Source organism: Nonomuraea sp. NPDC049695, assembly GCF_040674955.1.
Classification (GTDB): domain Bacteria; phylum Actinomycetota; class Actinomycetes; order Streptosporangiales; family Streptosporangiaceae; genus Nonomuraea; species Nonomuraea helvata.
In genome coordinates this window covers 1-22,364 of record NZ_JBFANV010000135.1, presented here as the reverse complement: position 1 = coordinate 22,364, position 22,364 = coordinate 1, and the positions used below count along the sequence as shown (strand labels likewise).

General features: G+C 66.1%; 30 protein-coding genes. All 30 read right to left on the bottom strand.

Going from position 1 to position 22,364, the window contains the following annotated elements:
• Nucleotides 1-275, bottom strand: a 275-nt coding sequence (locus AB0J64_RS53195; RefSeq protein WP_364045517.1) for a DUF1707 domain-containing protein, incomplete at its 3' end; no start/stop codon positions are given.
• Nucleotides 276-293: 18 nt separating this feature from the next.
• Complete coding sequence (gene map / locus AB0J64_RS53190; protein ID WP_364045515.1) at nt 294-1,103, bottom strand: type I methionyl aminopeptidase; 810 nt, start codon at nt 1,101-1,103, stop codon at nt 294-296.
• A gap of 113 nt (nt 1,104-1,216) precedes the next feature.
• Nucleotides 1,217-1,867 (bottom strand): adenylate kinase, encoded by a 651-nt coding sequence (locus AB0J64_RS53185; protein ID WP_344997569.1) that lies wholly within the window; start codon nt 1,865-1,867, stop codon nt 1,217-1,219.
• Nucleotides 1,867-3,171 carry a preprotein translocase subunit SecY gene (gene secY / locus AB0J64_RS53180; protein WP_364045513.1) on the bottom strand — a complete coding sequence of 435 codons (1,305 nt, stop codon included), beginning with the start codon at nt 3,169-3,171 and terminating at the stop codon, nt 1,867-1,869. Before secY ends, AB0J64_RS53185 begins: the two co-directional genes overlap by 1 nt.
• A 167-nt stretch (nt 3,172-3,338) precedes the next feature.
• Nucleotides 3,339-3,794 (bottom strand): 50S ribosomal protein L15, encoded by a 456-nt coding sequence (gene rplO / locus AB0J64_RS53175; protein ID WP_357616913.1) that lies wholly within the window; start codon nt 3,792-3,794, stop codon nt 3,339-3,341.
• A 2-nt stretch (nt 3,795-3,796) separates the two neighbouring features.
• Complete coding sequence (rpmD, locus tag AB0J64_RS53170; protein ID WP_020542293.1) at nt 3,797-3,979, bottom strand: 50S ribosomal protein L30; 183 nt, start codon at nt 3,977-3,979, stop codon at nt 3,797-3,799.
• Nucleotides 3,980-3,981: 2 nt separating this feature from the next.
• Nucleotides 3,982-4,611 (bottom strand): 30S ribosomal protein S5, encoded by a 630-nt coding sequence (gene rpsE, locus AB0J64_RS53165; RefSeq protein ID WP_091090115.1) that lies wholly within the window; start codon nt 4,609-4,611, stop codon nt 3,982-3,984.
• Between the two features lie 25 nt (nt 4,612-4,636).
• The gene (gene rplR / locus AB0J64_RS53160) at nt 4,637-5,020 is read right to left on the bottom strand and encodes a 50S ribosomal protein L18 (protein ID WP_344997575.1); all 384 of its coding nucleotides are present in this window, start codon (nt 5,018-5,020) and stop codon (nt 4,637-4,639) included.
• Between the two features lie 2 nt (nt 5,021-5,022).
• Nucleotides 5,023-5,565 carry a 50S ribosomal protein L6 gene (rplF, locus tag AB0J64_RS53155; RefSeq protein WP_364045510.1) on the bottom strand — a complete coding sequence of 181 codons (543 nt, stop codon included), beginning with the start codon at nt 5,563-5,565 and terminating at the stop codon, nt 5,023-5,025.
• Nucleotides 5,566-5,581: 16 nt separating this feature from the next.
• The gene (rpsH, locus tag AB0J64_RS53150; RefSeq protein WP_138670600.1) at nt 5,582-5,980 is read right to left on the bottom strand and encodes a 30S ribosomal protein S8; all 399 of its coding nucleotides are present in this window, start codon (nt 5,978-5,980) and stop codon (nt 5,582-5,584) included.
• 156 nt (nt 5,981-6,136) lie between these two features.
• A complete protein-coding gene (locus tag AB0J64_RS53145; RefSeq protein WP_020542298.1) occupies nt 6,137-6,322 on the bottom strand; it encodes a type Z 30S ribosomal protein S14 in 186 nt (61 codons plus the stop codon).
• A 4-nt stretch (nt 6,323-6,326) separates the two neighbouring features.
• A complete protein-coding gene (rplE, locus tag AB0J64_RS53140; protein ID WP_106253395.1) occupies nt 6,327-6,902 on the bottom strand; it encodes a 50S ribosomal protein L5 in 576 nt (191 codons plus the stop codon).
• Nucleotides 6,902-7,195: a 50S ribosomal protein L24 gene (gene rplX / locus AB0J64_RS53135; protein ID WP_345002200.1), complete on the bottom strand. Its 294-nt coding sequence runs from the start codon at nt 7,193-7,195 to the stop codon at nt 6,902-6,904. The genes rplE and rplX overlap by 1 nt, the downstream gene beginning before the upstream one ends.
• Nucleotides 7,196-7,206: 11 nt before the next feature.
• Nucleotides 7,207-7,578, bottom strand: coding sequence for a 50S ribosomal protein L14 (rplN, locus tag AB0J64_RS53130; protein WP_043623452.1), 372 nt, complete (start codon nt 7,576-7,578; stop codon nt 7,207-7,209).
• Nucleotides 7,579-7,774: 196 nt separating this feature from the next.
• Entirely contained in the window at nt 7,775-8,059 is a 285-nt protein-coding gene (rpsQ, locus tag AB0J64_RS53125) for a 30S ribosomal protein S17 (RefSeq protein ID WP_344997582.1), read from the bottom strand.
• Complete coding sequence (rpmC, locus tag AB0J64_RS53120; RefSeq protein ID WP_106253417.1) at nt 8,052-8,288, bottom strand: 50S ribosomal protein L29; 237 nt, start codon at nt 8,286-8,288, stop codon at nt 8,052-8,054. The genes rpsQ and rpmC overlap by 8 nt, the downstream gene beginning before the upstream one ends.
• Nucleotides 8,288-8,707: a 50S ribosomal protein L16 gene (gene rplP / locus AB0J64_RS53115; protein ID WP_344997584.1), complete on the bottom strand. Its 420-nt coding sequence runs from the start codon at nt 8,705-8,707 to the stop codon at nt 8,288-8,290. The genes rpmC and rplP overlap by 1 nt, the downstream gene beginning before the upstream one ends.
• A gap of 2 nt (nt 8,708-8,709) precedes the next feature.
• On the bottom strand, nt 8,710-9,555 hold the full coding sequence (rpsC, locus tag AB0J64_RS53110) for a 30S ribosomal protein S3 (protein ID WP_344997586.1): 846 nt from the start codon (nt 9,553-9,555) through the stop codon (nt 8,710-8,712).
• On the bottom strand, nt 9,555-9,908 hold the full coding sequence (gene rplV / locus AB0J64_RS53105; protein ID WP_020542306.1) for a 50S ribosomal protein L22: 354 nt from the start codon (nt 9,906-9,908) through the stop codon (nt 9,555-9,557). The genes rpsC and rplV overlap by 1 nt, the downstream gene beginning before the upstream one ends.
• Before the next feature lie 24 nt (nt 9,909-9,932).
• Nucleotides 9,933-10,211: a 30S ribosomal protein S19 gene (gene rpsS, locus AB0J64_RS53100; protein ID WP_012887835.1), complete on the bottom strand. Its 279-nt coding sequence runs from the start codon at nt 10,209-10,211 to the stop codon at nt 9,933-9,935.
• Between the two features lie 11 nt (nt 10,212-10,222).
• Complete coding sequence (rplB, locus tag AB0J64_RS53095) at nt 10,223-11,059, bottom strand: 50S ribosomal protein L2 (RefSeq protein ID WP_043623439.1); 837 nt, start codon at nt 11,057-11,059, stop codon at nt 10,223-10,225.
• A gap of 108 nt (nt 11,060-11,167) precedes the next feature.
• Nucleotides 11,168-11,470: a 50S ribosomal protein L23 gene (gene rplW / locus AB0J64_RS53090; protein ID WP_080043238.1), complete on the bottom strand. Its 303-nt coding sequence runs from the start codon at nt 11,468-11,470 to the stop codon at nt 11,168-11,170.
• Entirely contained in the window at nt 11,470-12,120 is a 651-nt protein-coding gene (gene rplD, locus AB0J64_RS53085) for a 50S ribosomal protein L4 (RefSeq protein ID WP_364045506.1), read from the bottom strand. The genes rplW and rplD overlap by 1 nt, the downstream gene beginning before the upstream one ends.
• Nucleotides 12,117-12,770, bottom strand: coding sequence for a 50S ribosomal protein L3 (rplC, locus tag AB0J64_RS53080; RefSeq protein ID WP_344997593.1), 654 nt, complete (start codon nt 12,768-12,770; stop codon nt 12,117-12,119). The genes rplD and rplC overlap by 4 nt, the downstream gene beginning before the upstream one ends.
• A 14-nt stretch (nt 12,771-12,784) precedes the next feature.
• A complete protein-coding gene (gene rpsJ / locus AB0J64_RS53075; RefSeq protein WP_012887830.1) occupies nt 12,785-13,093 on the bottom strand; it encodes a 30S ribosomal protein S10 in 309 nt (102 codons plus the stop codon).
• Between the two features lie 258 nt (nt 13,094-13,351).
• The gene (gene tuf / locus AB0J64_RS53070) at nt 13,352-14,545 is read right to left on the bottom strand and encodes an elongation factor Tu (protein ID WP_344997595.1); all 1,194 of its coding nucleotides are present in this window, start codon (nt 14,543-14,545) and stop codon (nt 13,352-13,354) included.
• 178 nt (nt 14,546-14,723) lie between these two features.
• Complete coding sequence (fusA, locus tag AB0J64_RS53065) at nt 14,724-16,823, bottom strand: elongation factor G (RefSeq protein WP_364045503.1); 2,100 nt, start codon at nt 16,821-16,823, stop codon at nt 14,724-14,726.
• Between the two features lie 33 nt (nt 16,824-16,856).
• On the bottom strand, nt 16,857-17,327 hold the full coding sequence (rpsG, locus tag AB0J64_RS53060) for a 30S ribosomal protein S7 (RefSeq protein WP_138670613.1): 471 nt from the start codon (nt 17,325-17,327) through the stop codon (nt 16,857-16,859).
• A gap of 2 nt (nt 17,328-17,329) precedes the next feature.
• Nucleotides 17,330-17,704, bottom strand: a complete 375-nt coding sequence (rpsL, locus tag AB0J64_RS53055; protein WP_020542315.1) for a 30S ribosomal protein S12 — start codon at nt 17,702-17,704, stop codon at nt 17,330-17,332.
• Between the two features lie 612 nt (nt 17,705-18,316).
• On the bottom strand, nt 18,317-22,192 hold the full coding sequence (locus AB0J64_RS53050) for a DNA-directed RNA polymerase subunit beta' (protein WP_364045501.1): 3,876 nt from the start codon (nt 22,190-22,192) through the stop codon (nt 18,317-18,319).
• Nucleotides 22,193-22,364 lie beyond the last annotated feature (172 nt).

Sequence of the window (22,364 nt, the reverse complement as noted above, 5' to 3'; positions counted from 1 at the left end):
GCCCAGGCGCCCCAGGCCGCCTTCATGCCGGGATGCATGCCACCCCGCCGTTCGGGGGTCTGGGACACCTTGGCGGGCGCGTGGCGCAGGTCCACGTCCGGCAGGTCGGCCGTCAGCCTGGCCAGTTCCCCGTACGTCCTGCTCTTGTAGAGCTGTTCGAGCCGCTCGTTGAACTCGTCCATCGTGATGCGGCCCTGCGCGGTGTGCTCGCGGAGGATGGCGGCGACGCGGTCGCGATCGGCGTCGGAGGCTCGCATCTCGGGGCTGTTCGCCATCCCACCCACTCCCGGGGGTCAGTTCTGCGGTTGGGACAGGCGCTCTTCGCCCCCGTCCAGGGCGGTAAGCACCCAAGGACCATTATGTGTCACCGCGACGCTGTGCTCGAAGTGGGCGGAGTGCTTGCCGTCGATCGTCACCACGGTCCAGTCGTCGGCCAGCACGCGGGTGCGCTCGGTGCCGAGGTTCACCATGGGCTCGATGGCCAGGCACATGCCCTCTTCCAGCACCGGGCCCTTGCCTGGCCTGCCGTGGTTGGCGATCCACGGGTCCATGTGCATCTCGGTGCCGATGCCGTGGCCGCCGTACTCCGGAGGGATGCCGAAGCGGCCCTGCGACTTGACGTACCGCTCCACCTCGTAGCCGATGTCGGAGAGGTGGCGGCCGACCTTCAGCGCGGCGATGCCGCGCCACATGGCCTCTTCCGTGATCCGCATCAGCTCGGTCAGCTTGGGGTCCACCTCGCCGACCGGCACCGTGACGGCCGAGTCGCCGTGCCAGCCGTCCAGGATCGCGCCGCAGTCGATCGAGATGATGTCGCCCTCGCGCAGCTTGCGGGCGTCGGTCGGGATGCCGTGCACGACCTCGTTGTTGACCGACGCGCAGATCGTCGCCGGAAAGCCCTGGTAGCCCTTGAACGACGGGATCGCGCCCTCGTCCCTGATCGCCTTCTCGGCGATGACGTCGAGGTCGAGCGGCGTCATGCCGGGCTCGACCGTGCGCTTGAGCAGGTCGAGCGTGCGCCCGACCACCAGGCCCGCCGCCCGCATCTTCTCCAGCTGCTCCGGCGACTTGATCTGGATGCCGTGTTTGTTCCGTTTGAACATCTTGTGCCCCCCTGGGTCACTCAACGGGCCACGCTGGGGGCCCAATTCCCCCACAATAACCGCGAGGTGGCACGGAATCCCGTGCCACCTCCGCAAATCGGTCGTATGTGGTACTAGCCCATATACGGGCGGATCTGCTCCATGGCCCGCTGGGTGACCTCCTCCACCGGACCCGTCGCGTCCACCCCCACGAGGATGCCCTCGTCGGCGTAGTAGGAGACCAGCGGCGCCGTCTGCTCCTGGTAGACCTCCAGGCGGTGCCTGACGGTCTCCTCCTTGTCGTCGTCACGCTGGAAGAGCGCGCCCCCGCACGCGTCGCACCTGTCGTCCTTCTTGTCGTCGAACTCGACGTGCCAGATGCGGCCGCACTGGCTGCAGGTGCGCCGGCCGGCCAGCCGCCTGACCACCTCGTCGTCGTCGACGACGAGCTCGAGTACGAGGTCGAGCGCCTGGCCCCAGTCCTTGAGCATGTCGCGAAGGATCTCCGCCTGCGCGACGTTCCTCGGGAAGCCGTCGAGCAGGAACCCGTCCTGCGCATCGGCCTCGGACAGACGGTCACGGACCATGGCGATGGTGACCTCGTCGGGCACCAGATCACCACGGTCCATGTACGTCTTGGCCAGCTTGCCAAGCTCCGTGCCCCCCGAGACGTTGGCACGGAAAATATCACCTGTCGAGATCTTCGGGATGGACAGGTTGGATGCGATGTACTGGGCCTGCGTCCCCTTACCCGCTCCGGGGGGCCCGACGAGAACGAGACGCACTACCGCAGGAAACCTTCGTAGTTACGCTGCTGCAGCTGGCTCTCGATCTGCTTAACGGTGTCCAGGCCGACGCCTACCATGATCAGAATACTCGTCCCTCCGAACGGGAAGTTCTGGCTCGCACCGGACACCGCGAGCGCGATGATCGGGACCATGGCGATGAGACCCAGATAGAGCGAGCCCGGCGCGGTCAGACGAGTGAGCACGAAGTTCAGGTATTCAGCCGTCGGCCGGCCGGGGCGGATGCCCGGAATGAAACCACCGTACTTCTTCATGTTGTCGGCGACTTCAGTGGGGTTGAACGTGATGGACACGTAGAAGTACGTGAAGAAGATGATCAGCACGAAGAACGTGGTCATGTAGATCGGGGTGTCGCCCGTGGCCAGGTTCTGCGAGATCCAGCGGATGGCCGCGTTGTCGGACGTCTGGAAGAGCGACGTGAGCAACTGCGGCAGGTAGAGCAGCGAGGACGCGAAGATGACCGGGATGATGCCGGCCTGGTTGACCTTCAGCGGGATGTACGTGGACGTGCCGCCGTACATCCTGCGCCCGACCATCCGCTTGGCGTACTGGACCGGGATGCGCCGCTGCGCCTGCTCGACGAAGACCACGGCGGCGATCATGAAGATGCCGACCACCATGACGACCGCGAACGTGAAGGTGTTGGCCTTGAAGATGTTGGTCAGCTCGGCCGGGAAGACCGCGACGACCTGCGTGAAGATCAGGATGGACATGCCGTTGCCGACGCCGCGGTCGGTGACGAGCTCACCGAGCCACATGATCACCGAGGTGCCGGCCGTCATGATGACCACCATGGTGACGATCATGAAGATGTTGTCGGGGTCGAGCAGCACGTCCTGCTGGCAGTTCGGGAAGAGCTGCCCGGTGCGGGCCAGCGCGATGAACGCGGTCGACTGCAGGATGGCGAGGCCAATGGTCAGATAACGCGTATACTGCGTGATCTTGGCCTGACCGGCCTGCCCCTCCTTCTTCAACGCCTCGAGACGCGGAATCACGACGACGAGCAGCTGAAGAATGATGCTCGCGGTGATGTACGGCATGATGCCCAGCGCGAACACCGACAGCTTCAGGAGCGCACCACCGCTGAAAAGCTGCACCATCCCGTAGATGTTGCCGGCGGCTCCGTTACGGGCCTGCTCGAAACAGGCCGCGAGGTTCTGGACGTGAACTCCCGGAGTCGGAAGAACCGAGCCGAGACGGAAAAGCGCGATGATGCCCAGGGTGAAGAGCAACTTCTTGCGCAGGTCCGGTGTCCGGAACGCCCGGGTAAACGCGGTCAGCACGGTCCCTCCTGCGCGCCTTTACGGCGATGTGAGTATGCGATGGTGCGGGGATCTGCCATCTCAAGTCTTAGGTCTAACGAGCCGGACAGAAGCCTGCCGTCTCGCGAACTCTAACGCACTACGGGCGTGGGGGCATTTGTCAAAGCCCCCACGCCGCGTAATAGCTCTTACAGCTCGGTAACGGAACCACCCGCAGCGGCGATCTTCTCCTTCGCGGAGGACGAGAAGGCGTGAGCCTGAACGTTCACCGCGACCGAGATCTCGCCGGTGCCGAGCACCTTCACGAGCTGGTTCTTGCGAACAGCACCCTTGGCGACCAGCGCCTCGACGGTGACCTCGCCACCCTCGGGGAACAGCTCACCGAGCCTGTCGAGGTTGACGACCTGGTAGGTCGTCTTGAACAGGGCGTTGGAGAAGCCCTTGAGCTTCGGCAGACGCCTCTGCAGCGGCACCTGGCCACCCTCGAAGCCGAGGGGGACCGTCGTACGGGCGTGGCTGCCCTTGGTGCCGCGACCGGCGGTCTTGCCCTTCGACGCCTCGCCGCGACCCTTGCGGATCTTGGCCTTGTTGGCGCCGGGGGCGGGACGCAGGTCGTGAATCTTGAGCGGAGCCTTGTCAGTCATGACTAGTCGACCTCTTCCACCTCGACGAGGTGCGTCACCACGGCGACCATCCCGCGAATCTCGGGCCGGTCCTCCTTGACGACGACGTCGCCGATTCGCTTCAGGCCAAGCGAACGCAGCGAGTCACGCTGGTTCTGCTTGCCACCGATCTTCGAGCGAACCTGAGTGATCTTCAGGCGTGCCATGACTAGCTCACCGCCTTCGCGGCCGCCGCCTCGGCGAGACCCTCACGCTGAGCCTTCAGCATGCGGGCAGGAGCGACGTCCTCGATCGGCAGGCCACGGCGGGCGGCGATCTCCTCGGGCCGCGAAAGACCCTTCAGAGCCGCCACGGTGGCGTGCACGATGTTGATCGGGTTGTCCGAGCCGAGCGACTTGGACAGCACGTCATGGATGCCGGCGCACTCCAGCACCGCGCGCACCGGGCCACCGGCGATGACGCCGGTACCGGCCGAGGCCGGACGCAGGAAGACGACACCGGCCGCCTCCTCGCCCTGCACGGTGTGCGGGATGGTGCCCTGGATCCGAGGCACCTTGAAGAAGTGCTTCTTCGCCTCTTCGACGCCCTTGGCAATGGCCGCGGGCACTTCCTTGGCCTTGCCGTAGCCGACGCCGACCAAGCCGTTGCCGTCACCGACGACGACGAGGGCGGTGAAGCTGAAGCGACGACCACCCTTCACGACCTTGGCCACTCGGTTGATCTTCACTACGCGCTCGATGTACGAGACGCCCTTGTCGGCGGCGCCACCGCGGCGATCGTCACGACGGTCCCGCCGCTCGCCACCGGTGCCGCCACCGCGACGCGGAGCTGCAGCCATCAGTGGTTCCTCTTCTCAGTTGCCATCAGAACTCGAGCCCGCCTTCGCGGGCGCTGTCCGCCAGAGCCGCGATGCGGCCGGCGTAGCGGTTGCCACCGCGGTCGAACACGACAGCGGTGATCCCGGCTTCCTTGGCCCGCTGAGCGAGGAGCTCGCCGACCTTCTTCGCCTTCTCGGTCTTGTCCGCCTCGAGCGCGCGCAGCGAGGGGTCCATGGTGGACGCGCTCACCAGCGTGTGGCCGACGGTGTCGTCCACGATCTGGACGAACATGTGACGCGTCGAACGGTTGACGACCAGGCGCGGACGCGCAGTCGTACCGACGACGTTCTTGCGGACGCGGCGGTGACGGCGGGCCCGCGAGACGGTGCGGGCAGCCGTGTGCTTGCTGAACGCAGTCTTCGGAGCCATGCCTACTTACCAGCCTTTCCGACCTTGCGGCGGATCTGTTCGCCCTGGTAGCGCACGCCCTTGCCCTTGTACGGGTCAGGCTTGCGCAACTTGCGGATGTTGGCCGCGACCTCGCCGACCTTCTGCTTGTCGATGCCGTCCACGTGGAACAGGGTCGGCTTCTCGACGCGGAAGGTGACGCCCTCGGGGGCGTCCACGATGACCGGGTGACTGAAGCCCAGAGAGAACTCCAGCTGCGTCGGGCCCTTGGCCTGGACGCGGTAACCGACGCCGACGATCTCCAGGGACTTGGAGTACCCCTGGGTGACGCCCTGCACCATGTTGGCGATCAGCGTCCGGGACAGACCGTGCAGCGCACGGACCTTGTTCTCGTCGTTGGGCCGGGTGACGGCGATGGCGCCGTCCTCGTCGCGAGCGACCGTGATGGGCGTCGCGACCGTGTGAGAAAGCGTGCCCTTCGGGCCCTTCACCTGGACATCCTGGCCGTCGATCGTGATGTCTACGCCGCCGGGCACAGGGATGGGCAGCCGTCCGATTCTCGACATGCTGTGTTCCTCCCCTCTACCAGACGTAGGCGAGGACTTCCCCGCCCACACCACGCTTGCCGGCCTGCTTGTCGGTCATGAGGCCGTGGGACGTCGAGATGATCGCGACGCCCAGTCCGCCCAGGACTCGAGGCAGGTTGTCCTTCTTCGCATAAACCCGCAGACCGGGCTTGGAAACCCGGCGCAGGCCCGCGAGCGACCGCTCACGGGTAGGCCCGAACTTGAGCTCCACCACGAGGTTCTTGCCAACCTTGGCGTCTTCGACGGTCCAAGCCTGGATGTAACCCTCCTGCTGGAGGATCTCGGCGATGTGCGCCTTGATCTTCGAGTACGGCATCGACACGCTCTCGTGGTACGCCGAGTTCGCGTTACGCAGACGCGTGAGCATGTCTGCGATCGGGTCGGTCATCGTCATGGCCAGTGGCCTTCCTCGCCGCGGTTTCCAGTCGGCCAAGCAGCGCTCTGCCGGTGGACCTTCGGCGTGGTCATGGGCGTTCAGATAGAACGTCCGGTTTTCTATTTGAAAATATGATCACCTGAAGGGGCGACCTGAGGCCGCCCCTTAGGGTATCTACCAGCTCGACTTGGTGATACCGGGCAGCTCGCCCCGGTGCGCCATCTCGCGGAAGCACACGCGGCAGAGCCCGAACTTGCGGTAGACGGCGCGCGGCCGGCCACAACGCGAGCACCGGGTGTACGCCCGGACCTCGAACTTCTGCTTGCGCCCCGCCTTGGCGATCAGCGACTTCTTCGCCATTGGATCAGGCCTCCTTGAAGGGGAAGCCGAGGAGCTTCAGCAGCGCCCGGCCCTGGTCGTCGTTCTTCGCGGTGGTCACGATCGTGATGTCCATGCCCCGCGGACGGTCGACCTTGTCCTGGTCGACCTCGTGGAACATGACCTGCTCGGTCAGACCGAACGTGTAGTTGCCGTTCCCGTCGAACTGCTTGGGCGACAGGCCGCGGAAGTCCCTGATGCGGGGCAGCGCGAGCGCCAGCAGCCGGTCGAGGAACTCCCACATGCGGTCGCCGCGCAGCGTGACGTGCGCGCCGATCGGCATGCCCTCGCGCAGCTTGAACTGGGCGATGGACTTGCGCGCGCGAACGACGGCCGGCTTCTGGCCGGTGATCACGGTGAGGTCGCGGACAGCACCCTCGATGAGCTTGGAGTCGCGAGCCGCCTCGCCGACGCCCATGTTGACCTTGATCTTGGTCAGCGCCGGGATCTGCATGACGTTCTCGATGCCGAACTGCTCGCGAAGCTGGGCCGCGATCTCCTCGCGGTACTTCGTCTTGAGTCGCGGCGTCGGGCGCTCGGTCTCAGTGGTCGTGGCAGTCATCAGCTGTCCTCACCCGTCTCGTCGGCCTTCTTCTCGTCGGCCTTCTTGTCGGCGGGCTTCTCGTCCTTGAGCTTCTTCACGTTCGAGACGTGGATGGGGGCCTCCATGGTCTGCACGCCGCCGGTCTTGGCGCCGCGCGGGCCCTGGTGGGTCTCCTTGGAGTGCTTCTTGATCATGTTGATGCCCTCGACCACCACGCGGTCCTCGCGCGGGAGCGTGGCAATGACGCGACCCTTGGCACCCTTGTCCTTGCCGGCGATGACCTGGACCAGGTCACCCTTCTTCACATGCAGCGACTTCGGCATCACAGCACCTCCGGGGCGAGCGAGATGATCCGCATGAACTTCTTGTCACGCAGCTCGCGGCCGACCGGGCCGAAGATACGAGTGCCGCGAGGGTCACCGCTGTCCTTGATGATGACGGCGGCGTTCTCGTCGAAGCGGATGTAGGAGCCGTCGGGCCGGCGGCGCTCCTTGACCGTGCGGACGACGACGGCCTTGACCACGTCGCCCTTCTTGACGCCAGTGCTGCCGGGCAGCGCGTCCTTGACAGTGGCGACGATGACGTCGCCGATACCGGCGTAGCGTCGGCCCGAGCCACCGAGAACACGGATGCAAAGGATCTCCTTCGCGCCCGTGTTGTCGGCGACCTTGAGCCGCGACTCCTGCTGGATCACTTTGAACTCCTGTTAGTCGCGCCGGTTCTCATTTCTGAGCCTGGCGGAACCGTCGTTGTCTTGTTCCCACGGCCACAGCACCCGTGGGCGCCGCACCGCAGGCGACGCGAGACCACATGTGGCCCCGCGTCCTTGGACGCCGTCATGGGGGCTCTGAGAGCCCCCACGAGGCGCGGTATATGTCGAGAAGGAAGGGTTACTTGGCCTTCTCGAGGATCTCCACGACCCTCCACCGCTTGGTGGCGGAGAGGGGGCGGGTCTCCATGAGCAGCACGCGGTCGCCCACGCCACAGGCGTTGGCCTCGTCGTGCGCCTTGTACTTGGTCGTACGGCGGATGACCTTGCCGTACAGACGGTGCTTCACGCGGTCCTCGACGGCGACGACGACGGTCTTGTCCATCTTGTCGCTCACGACGAGGCCCTCACGGACCTTACGGAAGTTCCGCTGGTCGGTGGTCTCGGTGGTCTCGGTCTCAGCCATCGCTCGTCTCCTTCTCGACCGTGACGATGCCCAGCTCGCGCTCGCGCATCACGGTGTAGATACGGGCGATCTCGCGGCGGACGGCGCGCAGCCGCCCGTGGCTCTCCAACTGACCGGTCGCCGCCTGGAAGCGGAGGTTGAACAGCTCCTCCTTCGCCTCCTTCAGCTTCTGGACGAGGGTGTCCTCGTCCTCGAGCCGCAGCTCGCCGGCGGTCAGGCCCTTAGCCATCACGCCTCACCCACTTCACGCTTAACGATCTTGCACTTCATCGGGAGCTTGTGGATCGCACGCTGAAGTGCCTCGCGAGCGATCGGCTCCGCCACGCCGGACAGCTCGAACATCACGCGTCCGGGCTTGACGTTGGCGATCCACCACTCAGGCGAACCCTTACCGGAACCCATGCGGGTCTCGGCAGGCTTCTTGGTGAGCGGACGGTCGGGGTAGATGTTGATCCACACCTTGCCGCCACGGCGGATGTGACGGGTCATGGCGATACGAGCGGACTCGATCTGGCGGTTGGTCACGTAGGAGTGCTCAATCGCCTGGATGCCGAACTCGCCGAACGTGACCCTGGTGCCGCCCTTGGCGGCTCCGCTGCGGTCGGGCCGGTGCTGCTTGCGGTGCTTGACCCTGCGCGGGATCAGCATGGTCAGCTCCCTTCAGCACCCGGCTGCGCAGCCGGGCCGGTCTCGGGGGCGGCCTGCGAGGCCGCCTCAGTGCGGGGGGCGCGGTCGCCACGGCCGCCACCACGACGGGGGCGGTCGCCGCCACCACGACGCGGACGGTCGGCGCCGCCACCACGACGGTCGTCGCGCTCGCGACGCTGGCCGGCACGGGCACCGGCAGCGGCCGCCTCGCGCTCGGCGCGGCTGGTCGGAGCCTCGCCCTTGTAGATCCAGACCTTCACGCCGATGCGGCCGAAGGTCGTACGGGCCTCGTAGAAGCCGTAGTCGATGTCCGCGCGGAGGGTGTGCAGCGGCACGCGGCCCTCGCGGTAGAACTCCGACCTCGACATCTCAGCGCCGCCCAGACGACCGGAGCACTGGACACGGATGCCCTTGGCGCCGGACTTCATGGCGGACTGCATCGCCTTGCGCATGGCGCGGCGGAACGAGACACGGCTGGACAGCTGCTCGGCCACGCCCTGCGCGACGAGCTGCGCGTCGATCTCCGGGTTCTTGACCTCGAGGATGTTGAGCTGGACCTGCTTCTTGGTCAGCTTCTCCAGGTCGCCACGGATACGGTCCGCCTCGGCGCCGCGGCGGCCGATCACGATGCCGGGACGCGCGGTGTGGATGTCCACCTGCACGCGGTCCGTCGTGCGCTCGATCTCGACCTTGGAGATGCCGGCCCGCTCCATGCCCTTCTGCAGCATGCGGCGGATCGCCACGTCCTCGGCGACGTACGACTTGTACAGCTTGTCGGCGTACCACCGGCTCTTGAAGTCGGTCGTGATGCCGAGGCGGAACCCGTGCGGGTTAACCTTCTGGCCCACTATCGGGTCCTTCCCTTCGGCTCGCGGGACTCCACGATCACAGTGATGTGGCTCGTCCGCTTGTTGATCCGATAGGCACGACCCTGTGCACGCGGGCGGAACCGCTTCAGCGTCGGGCCCTCGTCGACCCACGCCCGGCTGACGACGAGCGTCTGCGGGTCGAGGTCGAAGTTGTGCTCCGCGTTCGCCATCGCGCTGCTGAGCACCTTGTAGATCGGCTCGCTCGCCGACTGGGGAGCGAACTGCAGCACGGCCTGCGCCTCCGAAGCGGGCAGCCCGCGAATGAGGTCCACCACACGGCGGGCCTTCTGGGGCGTGACACGGACGAACCGCGCCTGAGCCCTGGCTTCCATCGCTTTCTCCTACTTCCGGGACGCTTACCGCCGGCTGCGGCGGTCTTCCTTGACGTGGCTGCGGAACGTACGCGTGGGGGCGAACTCTCCGAGCTTGTGACCGATCATCGACTCGGTCACGAAGACCGGGACGTGCTTGCGGCCGTCGTGCACGGCGATCGTGTGCCCGAGCATGTCGGGAACGATCATGGAGCGCCGCGACCACGTCTTGATGACGTTCTTGGTGCCCTTCTCGTTCTGGACATCTACCTTCTTCTGAAGGTGATCGTCCACAAAGGGACCCTTCTTAAGGCTACGTGGCATTTCGGCTGCTCCTACCGCTTCTTCCTCTTGCTCCGACGACGGATGATCAGCCGGTCGCTGGCCTTGTTGGCCTGGCGGGTGCGGCCCTCGGGCTTGCCCTTCGGGTTCACCGGGTGGCGACCACCGGAGGTCTTGCCCTCACCACCACCGTGCGGGTGGTCGACGGGGTTCATCGCGACACCGCGAACGGTCGGGCGCTTGCCCTTCCAACGCATACGGCCGGCCTTGCCCCAGTTGATGTTGGCCTGCTCGGCGTTGCCGACCTGGCCGACCGTCGCGCGGCAGCGCACGTCCACCATGCGCATTTCGCCGGACGGCATACGCAGGGTGGCGTACGTGCCTTCCTTGGCGAGCAGCTGGATCTGAGCGCCCGCGGAACGGCCGAGCTTGGCGCCGCCGCCCGGACGGAGCTCCACCGCGTGGATGAAGGTACCGGTCGGGATGTTGCGCAGCGGCAGGCAGTTGCCCGGCTTGATGTCGGCAGCGGGGCCGTTCTCGATACGGTCACCCTGCTTGAGGCCCGTCGGCGCGATGATGTAGCGCTTCTCGCCATCGGCGTAGTGGAGCAGAGCGATGTTGGCGGTGCGGTTGGGGTCGTACTCGATGTGAGCGACCTTGGCCGGGATGCCGTCCTTGTCATGCCTACGGAAGTCAATGATCCGGTAGGCGCGCTTGTGACCGCCGCCCTGGTGGCGAGCGGTGACTCGGCCGTGTACGTTGCGGCCGCCCTTGCTGTGAAGGGGCGCAAGCAGCGACTTCTCGGGCGTGCTGCGGGTGATCTCGGAGAAGTCCGAGACACTCGACCCGCGGCGACCCGGAGTCGTCGGCTTGTACTTACGGATGCCCATCTTTTTCGTTCATCCTTCGTCGGTTACATGGGTGAGCCCGCCGCACCGAAGTGCGACGGTCTCAGCCCCGCGCAGGACCATGCGGCCCCGCACTCACTTCTATGGCTGTCAGCCGATCTGACCGAAGATGTCGATCCGATCGCCCTCGACCAGGCTCACGATCGCGCGCTTGGTGTCGGGACGCTTGCCGTAACCGGTACGGGTGCGCTTGCGCTTGCCCTGCCGGTTGATCGTGTTCACGCTGGTGACCTTGACCCCGAAGATCTGCTCGACGGCGATCTTGACCTGGGTCTTGTTCGCGGTCTTCTTCACCAGGAACGTGTACTTGTTGTTCTCATCGATCAGGCCGTAGCTCTTCTCAGAGACGACCGGCTTGATGATGATGTCGCGCGGGTCGGCGATCTTCTCCATCAGGCCTCTTCCTTCCCGCTTTCGCTCAGGCGAGCGACGACCTGGTCATACGCCTCCTGCGTGAAGACCACGTCGTCGGCCACGAGCACGTCGTACGTGTTGAGCTGCCCGGCGTCCAGGAGGTGGACCTCGGGAGCGTTACGCAGGCTCATCCAGGTCAGCTCGTCGGCCTCGTCGACCACGACGAGAACGCGCGGAGCCTGGGTGACCTTGCGCAGCGCCTCCAGGGCGGCCTTGGTCTTGGGGGTCTCGCCCGCGATCAGCGAGCTGACCACGTGGACGCGACCGCCGCCGGCCCGGTCGGAGAGGGCGCCACGCAGGGCGGCGGCCTTCATCTTCTTGGGCGTGCGCTGCGAGTAGTCGCGCGGCACGGGACCGTGGACGGTGCCACCGCCGGTGAACTGCGGCGCGCGGGTCGAGCCCTGACGGGCGCGGCCGGTGCCCTTCTGCCGGTACGGCTTCTTGCCGCCGCCGGAGACCTCACCACGGGTCTTGGCCTTGTGGGTGCCCTGCCGGCGAGCGGCGAGCTGGGCCACGACCACCTGGTGGATCAGCGGCACGTTGACCTTGGCGCCGAACACGTTCTCCGGCAGCTCTACGGTGCCGGCCTTCGCGCCGCTGGCGTCGAGGACGTCAATGGTGGTGCTCACTTGGCAGCCCCCTTCTTGGCAGAGGTGCGAACGAGGACCAGGCTGCCGTTGGCGCCGGGGATCGCACCCTTGATCAGGATGAGACCGTTCTCGACGTCGACGGAGTGAACCTTGAGGCTCTGCACAGTGGTGCGGACGTTACCCATCCGACCAGCCATGCGCAGACCCTTGAAAACGCGGCCCGGGGTGGCGCAGCCACCGATGGAACCCGGCGAACGGTGCTTGCGCTGCGTACCGTGCGACGCGCCCAGACCACCGAAGCCGTGCCGCTTCATGACACCGGCGAAGCCCTTGCCCTTGCTCTTGCCCGTCACGTCGACGAACTGGCCGGCCTCGAAGGTGTCGGCCAGCAGCTCCTGGCCCAGGGTGTAGTCGCTCGCGTCGTCGGTGCGGATCTCCGCGAAGTAACGGCGCGGGGTGATGTCGTGCTTACGCAGGTAGTCGCCGAGCGGCTTGTTGACCTTCCGGGGGTCGACCTGCCCGAAGCCGAGCTGGATGGCGGAGTAGCCGTCCTTGTCGGCGGTGCGGACCCGGGTCACCACGCACGGACCGGCCTCGACCACGGTCACCGGTACCATCCGGTTGTCCGCGTCGAAGACCTGGGTCATGCCGAGCTTCTTGCCCAGGACGCCCTTGATCGTCTTAGCCATGTCAGTGCGTTCCCTCAGAGCTTGATCGAAATGTCGACACCCGCGGGGAGGTCGAGCCGCATGAGCGAGTCAACCGTCTTGGGGGTCGGGTCGATGATGTCAATCAGCCGCTTGTGCGTGCGCATCTCGAAGTGCTCGCGGCTGTCCTTGTACTTGTGCGGCGAGCGGATGACGCAGTACACGTTCTTCTCGGTCGGCAGCGGCACCGGGCCCGCGACCTTCGCGCCAGTCCGCGTCACCGTCTCGACGATCTTCTTGGCCGAGCTGTCGATGACCTCGTGGTCATAGGCCTTAAGCCGGATGCGGATCTTCTGTCCCGCCATAGTGGCCTCGGTGTCCTTCGCTGTCGTCTGAAAAAGTATCGTGCGGCCTGTTGCCGCTGTTCTGGTGCAGGTCGAAGCCTGCTTAACCCCACGAGGCAGACGTAGTCGATCTGCCTTTTCTTCCGTGATCCGGCAGTGACTTCGGTCACAAGTCGCTGGCCGAAGCAACTGCTGGATCACGGCGCCGTACGTGAGGTCCTCACGCGTTGCGGCGGTCGGCTCCGAGGTACGGGGCCGACCGCCGCCCCGACGGTCTAGCTACTTGATGATCTTCACGACCCGGCCGGCGCCGACGGTGCGGCCACCCTCACGGATCGCGAACTTGAGGCCTTCCTCCATGGCGATGGGCTGGATCAGCTCAACGCGCATTTCGGTGTTGTCGCCCGGCATGACCATTTCCGTGCCCTCGGGGAGGTTCACGACACCGGTCACGTCAGTCGTACGGAAGTAGAACTGCGGACGGTAGTTGTTGAAGAACGGCGTGTGGCGGCCGCCCTCGTCCTTGGACAGGATGTAGACCTGGCCGGTGAACTCGGTGTGCGGGGTGGTCGTGCCCGGCTTGATGATGCACTGGCCGCGCTCGACGTCGTCGCGCTTGATGCCGCGGAGCAGCAGGGCGGCGTTGTCACCGGCGTGACCCTCGTCGAGCATCTTGTTGAACATCTCGATGCTGGTGACGGTGGTGGTCGTCTTCTCCGGCTTGATGCCGATGATGTCGACCTGCTCGTTGACCTTGACGATGCCGCGCTCGATACGACCGGTGACGACGGTGCCGCGACCGGTGATCGAGAAGACGTCCTCGACCGGCATGAGGAACGGCTTCTCCGTCTCACGCGGGGGCTCGGGGACGTTCTCGTCGACGGCGTTCATCAGCTCGATGATGCTGTCGGCCCACTTCTCGTCGCCCTCAAGAGCCTTGAGCGCGGAGACGCGGACGACCGGCAGGTCGTCGCCGGGGAACTCCTGAGCGGAGAGGAGCTCGCGGACCTCGAGCTCGACGAGCTCCAGGATCTCCTCGTCGTCCACCATGTCCGACTTGTTGAGAGCCACGACGATGTAGGGGACGCCGACCTGGCGGGCCAGGAGGACGTGCTCCTTCGTCTGCGGCATCGGGCCGTCGGTGGCGGCGACCACCAGGATGGCGCCGTCCATCTGAGCGGCACCGGTGATCATGTTCTTGACGTAGTCGGCGTGACCGGGGCAGTCAACGTGAGCGTAGTGACGCTTCTCCGTCTGGTACTCGACGTGCGCGATGGAGATCGTAATACCGCGAGCCTTCTCCTCCGGCGCCTTGTCGATCTTGTCGAACGGGGTCGCCTTGTTCAGCTCGGGGTAACGGTCGTGAAGCACCTTGGTGATCGCCGCGGTCAGCGTGGTCTTGCCGTGGTCGATGTGTCCAATGGTGCCGATGTTCATGTGCGGCTTAGTCCGCTCGAACTTGGCCTTGCCCACTGGTTCTCTCCTTGAGAATCTGACTGACTTTCGTCTACACACTCGGGCCCGGGAGTTCCCGAACCCCTTGGCGGCGGGGTGGCTCTCACCACCCCACCAGGGACCAGGACTATTCGCCCCGGGCCCCTTGGCAGCGGGGCGACGATCTCCGCCGACCCCAGCCACCTCAGGACCTGGACTATTCGCCCCGGGCCTTCGCGACGATCTCCTTGGCGATGCCCGGGGGCACCTCCGCATAGGAGTCGAACTGCATGCTGTAGCTCGCGCGCCCCTGCGTCTTGCTACGCAGGTCACCCACGTAGCCGAACATCTCAGACAGCGGCACGAGCGCCGTGACGACACGGGCACCGGCCCGCTCGTCCATAGACTGGATCTGCCCGCGGCGACCGTTGAGGTCACCGATGACATCACCCATGTAGTCCTCGGGCGTGGTGACCTCGACGGCCATCATCGGCTCGAGAAGCACTGCGTCCGCCTTGCGCGCGGCCTCCTTGAAGGCCATCGAGCCGGCGATCTTGAACGCCATTTCCGAGGAGTCGACGTCGTGCGCGGCACCGTCGACGAGCGTCACCTTCACGCCCACCATCGGGTAGCCGGCCAGCACGCCGAACTCGGCGGCCTCCTGGGCGCCCGCGTCGACCGACGGGATGTACTCCCTCGGGACACGGCCACCCGTGACCTTGTTCTCGAACTCGTAGCCGTCGTTGCCTTCACCCAGCGGCTCGAGGTTGATGATCACCCGCGCGAACTGACCGGAACCACCGGTCTGCTTCTTGTGGGTGTAGTCGAGCTTCTCCACCTTGCGGCGGATGGTCTCGCGGTAGGCCACCTGCGGGCGGCCGACGTTGGCCTCGACCTTGAACTCGCGACGCATGCGGTCGACGAGGATCTCCAGGTGAAGCTCGCCCATGCCCCAGATGACCGTCTGACCGGTCTCCTCGTCGCGGCGGACCTGGAAGGACGGGTCCTCCTCGGCCAGCCGCTGGATGGCGGTCGACAGCTTCTCCTGGTCGCCCTTGGTCTTGGGCTCGATGGCGACGTTGATGACCGGAGCCGGGAACGTCATCGACTCGAGCACGACCTGGTTCGACGGGTCGGACAGCGTGTCACCGGTCGTGGTGTCCTTCAGACCCATGACGGCGACGATCTGACCGGCGATGGCCGTCGGGCGCTCCTCGCGCTTGTTGGCGTGCATCTGGTAGATCTTGCCGATCCGCTCCTTCTTACCCTTCACAGAGTTGACGACCTGTGAACCGGTCTCGAGCGTGCCCGAGTAGATGCGGATGTAGGTGAGCTTGCCCAGGTGCGGGTCGCTGGCGATCTTGAAGGCCAGAGCGGAGAACGGCTCGCTCGGGTCCGCGTGACGCTCGATGACCTTGTCCTCGTGGCCGACCGCGTGGCCCTTGAAGGCCGGGATGTCGGTCGGCGCGGGCAGGAAGGCGACGATCGCGTCGAGCAGGGGCTGCACGCCCTTGTTCTTGAACGCGGTGCCGCAGAGCACCGGGTTGATGGCGCTGGACAGCGTCGCGCGGCGGATGGCCGCGACCAGCTGCTCCTCGGTGGGCTCGACGCCCTCGAGGAAGAGCTCCATCAGCTCGTCGTCGTTCTCGGCGACCGTCTCGATGAGGCGGTCACGCCACTCACGAGCGGCATCGGCGTGGTCGGCCGGGATGTCGACGGTGTCGTACATCTCGCCCTTGGCCGCCTCGGCGCTCCAGAGGTAACCCTTCATCTTGATGAGGTCGATGACGCCCTTGAAGTCGGCCTCAACGCCCCACGGAAGCTGGACGACAGCCGGGGTCGCACCCAGACGGCTGATCATCATGTCGACGCAGCGGTGGAACTCCGCGCCGACCCGGTCCATCTTGTTAACGAAGCAGATACGGGGGACGTCGTAGCGGTCAGCCTGGCGCCACACCGTCTCCGACTGCGGCTCGACACCCGCGACGCCGTCGAACACGGCGACCGCACCGTCGAGGACGCGGAGCGAACGCTCCACCTCGATGGTGAAGTCGACGTGACCCGGGGTGTCGATGATGTTGATGGTGTGGCCGAGCCACTCGCACGTCGTCGCGGCAGACGTGATCGTAATGCCGCGCTCCTGCTCCTGCTCCATCCAGTCCATCGTGGCAGCGCCCTCGTGGACTTCACCGATCTTGTAGTTGATGCCGGTGTAGAACAGGATGCGCTCGGTCGTGGTGGTCTTGCCCGCGTCGATATGGGCCATGATCCCGATGTTTCGGACCTTGGCCAGGTCAAGAGCGGTCTGCGTGGCCACTTCTCTCGCGTCCTCGTCGTCTCGTCGGATCCACTACCAGCGGTAGTGGGCGAAGGCCTTGTTGGACTCGGCCATCTTGTGGGTGTCCTCGCGCTTCTTGACACTCGCCCCAAGGCCGTTGCTGGCGTCGAGGAGCTCGTTCATGAGGCGCTCGGTCATGGTCTTCTCGCGGCGGGCGCGGGAGTACTGCACCAGCCAGCGCAGGGCCAGGGTGGTGCTGCGCGCGGCGCGCACCTCGACCGGCACCTGGTAGGTCGCGCCACCGACGCGACGGCTGCGGACCTCGAGGGTCGGCTTGACGTTGTCAAGCGCGCGCTTCAGGGTGACGACCGGGTCGTTGCCGGTCTTGTCCCTGCAGCCCTCAAGGGCGCCGTAGACGATCGACTGCGCGATGGAGCGCTTGCCGTCCAGGAGCACCTTGTTGATCAGGGCGGTCACCAGCGGCGAGCTGTAAACCGGGTCAGACATGAGCTGACGACGGCCAGGAGAACCCTTACGAGGCATTGTTAGCTCTTCTCCTTCTTCGCGCCGTAGCGGCTACGGGCCTGCTTGCGGTTGCGGACACCCTGGGTGTCGAGCGAACCGCGGATGATCTTGTAGCGAACACCAGGCAGGTCCTTCACACGACCGCCACGCACGAGCACGATGGAGTGCTCCTGCAGGTTGTGACCCACACCGGGGATGTAGGCCGTGACCTCGATGCCGTTCGTGAGCCGAACGCGGGCCACCTTGCGCAGTGCCGAGTTGGGCTTCTTGGGAGTCGTGGTGTAAACGCGCTGGCAGACGCCGCGCCGCTGCGGACTCCCCTTGAGGGCAGGAGTCTTGGTCTTGGAGACCTTGTCCTGCCGGCCCTTGCGGACCAACTGCTGAATAGTGGGCACTGCCACTCCGTTTCGTGCCTTGGCCGGTGATACGTCAGTTGTGCTGCATTTCGCAGGTACTGCCGGTGTCATGACCTGCTGATTTTTCTCGACCCGGTGCCCCCGCGCTCGGGCGTGTCGCGCTATTCACGCAGACGTCCCGCGAGGTTTACGAGCCAGGAAGCCGTCCTACGCCCGTAATGAGCGCACGGTCGAGAGCCCGCATAGAGACGGGCACGATGCACAAGACTACCCAGGCCCACGCGACACGTCAAAACGGCGCGGCAAAGCGGACAAGCCTTGCCACTCCGTGTCGCTTGGGCCTACTTCATCAAGCCCATCTACAGCTCCGGAGGCCATGATATCGGGCCACCCGACCACTCCGCACGACGTTCCCAAACCCTCCTACCCCCTTCCCAAGTCCGCCTACGCCGGCACGGGTATCGGCCTCCACGGCATGCGCCGTCATCAGTCGCCTGCCCACTCACACGGCAGGAAACACAGAGCCGGTCAAGCGGCGGGCGGGTGGAGGCCCCTGGGAGGGGCTGTCAGCCCCGTACAGGCACGGAGAGGGCCTTGGAACAGCAAAGCGCCCGGGCCCCTCCATGAGGGACCCGGGCGCGTTACCTCGAGCTATCGGTTGTACTGACCGAAGTCGTACTCCTCCAGCGGCACAGCCTCGCCGCTGCCGGTGCCGAAGGTGTAGTCGGCGGCGGAGCCGTCGTAGCCACCCACGGTGTACATGGCGGCCTTGGCCTCCTCGGTCGGCTCGACCCGGATGTTCCGGTACTGCGGCATGCCGGTGCCGGCCGGGATGAGCTTACCGATGATGACGTTCTCCTTCAGGCCCAGCAGCGAGTCGGACTTGGCGTGGATCGCCGCGTCCGTCAGCACCCTGGTCGTCTCCTGGAAGGAGGCCGCCGACAGCCACGACTCGGTGGCCAGCGACGCCTTCGTGATGCCCATGAGCACCGGACGGCCGGCGGCCGGGGAGCCGCTCTCCGCCACCGTCTCGCGGTTCATCTGCTCGAAGCGCGGCCGCTCCACGAGCTCGCCGGGCAGCAGGTCGGTGTCACCGGACTCCAGCACGTTCACGCGCTTGAGCATCTGCCGCACGATGATCTCGATGTGCTTGTCGTGGATCGACACACCCTGCGACCGGTAGACCTGCTGGACCTCCGCCACCAGGTGCAGCTGCACGGCCCGCGGGCCGAGGATGCGCAGCACCTCGTTGGGGTTGACCGCACCGGCGACGAGCTGCTGCCCGACCGTGATCCGCTGGCCGTCCTGCACGAGCAGGCGCGAGCGCATCGACACCGGGTAGGCGATCTCCTCCGAGCCGTCGTCCGGCGTGATGACGATCTTCCTGGTCTTGTCGGTCTCGTCGATGCGAGCCCGGCCCTCGGCCTCGGAGATCGGGGCGACACCCTTGGGGATGCGCGCCTCGAACAGCTCCGTGACACGGGGCAGACCGTGGGTGATGTCGGCGCCGGCCACACCACCGGTGTGGAACGTACGCATGGTCAGCTGCGTGCCGGGCTCACCGATCGACTGGGCGGCGATGATGCCGACCGCCTCGCCGACGTCCACGAGCTTGCCGGTGGCCAGCGAGCGGCCGTAGCAGGTCGCGCAGACACCGATCTTGGCCTCGCAGACCAGCGCGCTACGGGTGCGCACGGTCTCGACGCCCGCCTCGACCAGCTTGGTCACGTGGGTGTCGTTGATGTCGACGCCCGCAGCCGCGATGATCTTGCCGTCGACCTCGACGTCCTCGGCCAGGATGCGGCCGTGCACGTTGGACTCGGCGTTCTCGGCCTTGACCAGGTTGCCCGACGCGTCACGCTCGCCCACGTGCAGCGGGACCGCGCGGTCGGTGCCGCAGTCGATCTCGCGCACGATGACGTCCTGCGCCACGTCCACCAGACGACGGGTCAGGTAACCCGAGTCGGCGGTACGCAGAGCGGTGTCGGCCAGACCCTTCCGCTGACCGTGGGTGGAGATGAAGTACTCCAGCACCGACAGGCCCTCGCGGAACGAGGCCTTGATCGGCCGCGGGATCGTCTCACCCTTGGTGTTGGACACCAGGCCGCGGATGCCGGCGATCTGCCGGACCTGCATCTTGTTACCACGGGCGCCGGAGTTGACCATCATCCAGACCGGGTTGGTCGCCGGGAAGGCGTTGACCATGTCGGTCTCGACGTCGGCCGTCGCGTGCGTCCAGATCTCGATGAGCTCCTGACGGCGCTCCTCGTCGGTGATCAGACCGCGCTCGTACTCGCGCTGGACCTTGTCGGCCCGGCGCTCGTAGTTCTCCATGATGTCGGTCTTGTTCGGGGGCGCGACGACGTCCTCGATCGAGATCGTGACACCGGAGCGCGTCGCCCAGCGGAAGCCGGCGTCCTTGAGCGCGTCGAGCGAAGCGGCGACCTCGATCTTGGGATAGGTCTCCGCCAGCTCGTTCACGATCGTGGACAGCTGCTTCTTGCCGACCTGGAAGTCGACGAACGGGTAGCTGTTGGGCAGCGTCTGGTTGAACAGGCACCGCCCGAACGTGGTCTCCAGGCGGATCGGGTCGCCCTGCTCCCAGCCCTCGGGAGCGACCCACTCGCGCGGCGGCAGGACGTCCTTGAGCCGGATCTGGATCTTCGCCTGGATCTCCAGCTCGCGGCGGTCGAAGGCCATCTGCGCCTCGGCGATCGAGCCGAACACGCGACCCTCGCCCCGGGCGCCTTCCTTCTGGGTGGTCAGCCAGTAGAGGCCGATGACCATGTCCTGAGTGGGCATCGTCACGGGCTTGCCGTCGGCCGGCTTGAGGATGTTGTTGGTCGAGAGCATCAGGATGCGTGCCTCGGCCTGGGCCTCAGCCGACAGCGGCAGGTGCACGGCCATCTGGTCGCCGTCGAAGTCCGCGTTGAACGCGGTGCAGACGAGCGGGTGGATCTGGATGGCCTTGCCCTCGACCAGCTGCGGCTCGAACGCCTGGATGCCCAGGCGGTGGAGCGTCGGAGCACGGTTGAGCAGCACCGGGTGCTCGGTGATGACCTCTTCGAGCACGTCCCACACCACGGGGCGGGCGCGCTCGACCATCCGCTTGGCCGACTTGATGTTCTGGGCGTGGTTGAGGTCAACCAGCCGCTTCATCACGAACGGCTTGAACAGCTCCAGCGCCATCTGCTTGGGCAGACCGCACTGGTGCAGCTTGAGCTGCGGGCCGACGACGATGACCGAACGGCCGGAGTAGTCGACTCGCTTGCCCAGCAGGTTCTGGCGGAACCGACCCTGCTTACCCTTGAGCATGTCGCTCAGGGACTTCAGCGGCCTGTTGCCGGGACCGGTGACCGGGCGACCGCGGCGGCCGTTGTCGAACAGCGCGTCGACGGCCTCCTGGAGCATCCGCTTCTCGTTGTTCACGATGATCTCGGGCGCACCGAGGTCGAGAAGCCTCTTGAGGCGGTTGTTCCGGTTGATGACCCGGCGGTAGAGGTCGTTGAGGTCGGAGGTCGCGAACCGGCCACCGTCGAGCTGCACCATCGGGCGCAGGTCCGGCGGGATGACCGGGATGCAGTCGAGCACCATGCCGCGCGGCGAGTTGGTGGTGTTGAGGAACGCCGACACGACCTTGAGCCGCTTGAGGGCGCGGGCCTTCTTCTGGCCCTTGCCGCTGCGGATCGTCTCGCGCAGGTTCTCGGCCTCGGCGTCGAGGTCGAAGCTGATCAGGCGGTCCTGGATCGCCTGCGCGCCCATGCCGCCCTTGAAGTAGCGGCCGAAGCGGTCGCGCATCTCGCGGTAGAGCAGCTCGTCGCCCTCGAGGTCCTGGACCTTGAGGTTCTTGAAGCGGCTCCAGACCTCGTCGAGGCGGTCCAGCTCGCGCTGGGCCCGGTCGCGGAGCTGGCGCATCTCGCGCTCGGCGCCCTCACGGACCTTGCGGCGCTGGTCGCCCTTGGCGCCGGCGGCCTCGAGCTCGGCCAGGTCGGCCTCGAGCTTCTTCTGCCGGGACTCGACGTCGGCGTCACGGCGCTGCTCGATGTGCTGCCGCTCGACGGAGATCTTCGCCTCCAGCGAGGGCAGGTCACGCTCACGCATCTCGGTGTCGACATGCGTGATCATGTACGCCGCGAAGTAGATGACCTTCTCCAGGTCCTTCGGGGCGAGGTCGAGCAGGTAGCCGAGGCGCGACGGGACGCCCTTGAAGTACCAGATGTGCGTGACCGGCGCGGCCAGCTCGATGTGGCCCATCCGCTCACGACGCACCTTGGCACGGGTCACCTCGACGCCACAGCGCTCACAGATGATGCCCTTGAACCGGACCCGCTTGTACTTACCGCAGTAGCACTCCCAGTCGCGGGTCGGGCCGAAGATCTTCTCGCAGAAGAGTCCGTCCTTTTCCGGCTTGAGGGTCCGGTAGTTGATGGTCTCCGGCTTCTTGACCTCGCCGTGCGACCACTGACGGATGTCGTCGGCCGTCGCGAGGCCGATCCGAAGCTCGTCGAAGAAGTTGACGTCCAGCATTTGTGCGATCTCCCCCTCAGACTTCTTCCACGCTGCTCGGCTCACGCCGGGACAGATCGATACCGAGCTCCTCCGCCGCGCGGAAGACGTCCTCGTCGGTGTCGCGCATCTCGATGGACATGCCGTCGCTGGAGAGCACCTCGACGTTCAGGCACAGCGACTGCATTTCCTT

Coding starts and splice junctions, on each gene's coding strand:
- map (WP_364045515.1), bottom strand. CDS start 1,103: ATGTTCAAACGGAACAAACACGGCATCCAGATCAAGTCGCCGGAGCAG.
- rplO (WP_357616913.1), bottom strand. CDS start 3,794: ATGACTGACAAGGCTCCGCTCAAGATTCACGACCTGCGTCCCGCCCCC.
- rpmD (WP_020542293.1), bottom strand. CDS start 3,979: ATGGCACGCCTGAAGATCACTCAGGTTCGCTCGAAGATCGGTGGCAAG.
- rpsE (WP_091090115.1), bottom strand. CDS start 4,611: ATGGCTGCAGCTCCGCGTCGCGGTGGCGGCACCGGTGGCGAGCGGCGG.
- rplR (WP_344997575.1), bottom strand. CDS start 5,020: ATGGCTCCGAAGACTGCGTTCAGCAAGCACACGGCTGCCCGCACCGTC.
- rplF (WP_364045510.1), bottom strand. CDS start 5,565: ATGTCGAGAATCGGACGGCTGCCCATCCCTGTGCCCGGCGGCGTAGAC.
- rpsH (WP_138670600.1), bottom strand. CDS start 5,980: ATGACGATGACCGACCCGATCGCAGACATGCTCACGCGTCTGCGTAAC.
- AB0J64_RS53145 (WP_020542298.1), bottom strand. CDS start 6,322: ATGGCGAAGAAGTCGCTGATCGCCAAGGCGGGGCGCAAGCAGAAGTTC.
- rplE (WP_106253395.1), bottom strand. CDS start 6,902: ATGACTGCCACGACCACTGAGACCGAGCGCCCGACGCCGCGACTCAAG.
- rpsQ (WP_344997582.1), bottom strand. CDS start 8,059: ATGGCTGAGACCGAGACCACCGAGACCACCGACCAGCGGAACTTCCGT.
- rpmC (WP_106253417.1), bottom strand. CDS start 8,288: ATGGCTAAGGGCCTGACCGCCGGCGAGCTGCGGCTCGAGGACGAGGAC.
- rplP (WP_344997584.1), bottom strand. CDS start 8,707: ATGCTGATCCCGCGCAGGGTCAAGCACCGCAAGCAGCACCGGCCCGAC.
- rplV (WP_020542306.1), bottom strand. CDS start 9,908: ATGGAAGCCAGGGCTCAGGCGCGGTTCGTCCGTGTCACGCCCCAGAAG.
- rpsS (WP_012887835.1), bottom strand. CDS start 10,211: ATGCCACGTAGCCTTAAGAAGGGTCCCTTTGTGGACGATCACCTTCAG.
- rplB (WP_043623439.1), bottom strand. CDS start 11,059: ATGGGCATCCGTAAGTACAAGCCGACGACTCCGGGTCGCCGCGGGTCG.
- rplW (WP_080043238.1), bottom strand. CDS start 11,470: ATGGAGAAGATCGCCGACCCGCGCGACATCATCATCAAGCCGGTCGTC.
- rplC (WP_344997593.1), bottom strand. CDS start 12,770: ATGGCTAAGACGATCAAGGGCGTCCTGGGCAAGAAGCTCGGCATGACC.
- rpsJ (WP_012887830.1), bottom strand. CDS start 13,093: ATGGCGGGACAGAAGATCCGCATCCGGCTTAAGGCCTATGACCACGAG.
- rpsG (WP_138670613.1), bottom strand. CDS start 17,327: ATGCCTCGTAAGGGTTCTCCTGGCCGTCGTCAGCTCATGTCTGACCCG.
- AB0J64_RS53050 (WP_364045501.1), bottom strand. CDS start 22,192: ATGCTGGACGTCAACTTCTTCGACGAGCTTCGGATCGGCCTCGCGACG.